Annotated in this window: 1 pseudogene; it reads right to left on the bottom strand. The window is 78.9% G+C overall.

Features of this window, described 5'->3' with window-relative positions:
• Positions 1-192, bottom strand: a pseudogene (locus VR44_RS08390) (hypothetical protein); the annotation flags it as partial.
• Positions 193-322 lie beyond the last annotated feature (130 nt).

Genomic DNA, 322 nt, shown 5'->3' with positions numbered 1-322 from the left:
CCTGCGCCCGGCGCCCTTGCGGGCACGGGCGATGGCACCGCCGGAGATCCCGATGCCGGTGAGGGCGAGGAGGACGCCCAGCCAGAAGAAGAACGGGATGATCCCGAGGACGACGGCGAGCAGCCCGAGGACCAGCCCGGCGACGGCCAGACCGTTGGTCACCGGCCGCGGGACGGGGTAGTACCCCGCCACCCCGGGGTACCCCGGGTACGCCGGATACCCCGGGTACCCGCCCTGCGGGGGCGGCCCCCAGGACCCCCCGGGCGCCCCGTACGGGGCACCGGGCGGCGGCGGGGCGAACGGCCCGGGCGCCCCGGGTGCG

The sequence above is a fragment of the Streptomyces katrae genome, assembly GCF_000966975.1.
Taxonomy (GTDB): Bacteria; Actinomycetota; Actinomycetes; order Streptomycetales; family Streptomycetaceae; genus Streptomyces; species Streptomyces katrae.
The sequence above is the reverse complement of the archived record's forward strand: the minus strand, read 5'-3'. Positions and strand labels throughout refer to the sequence as shown.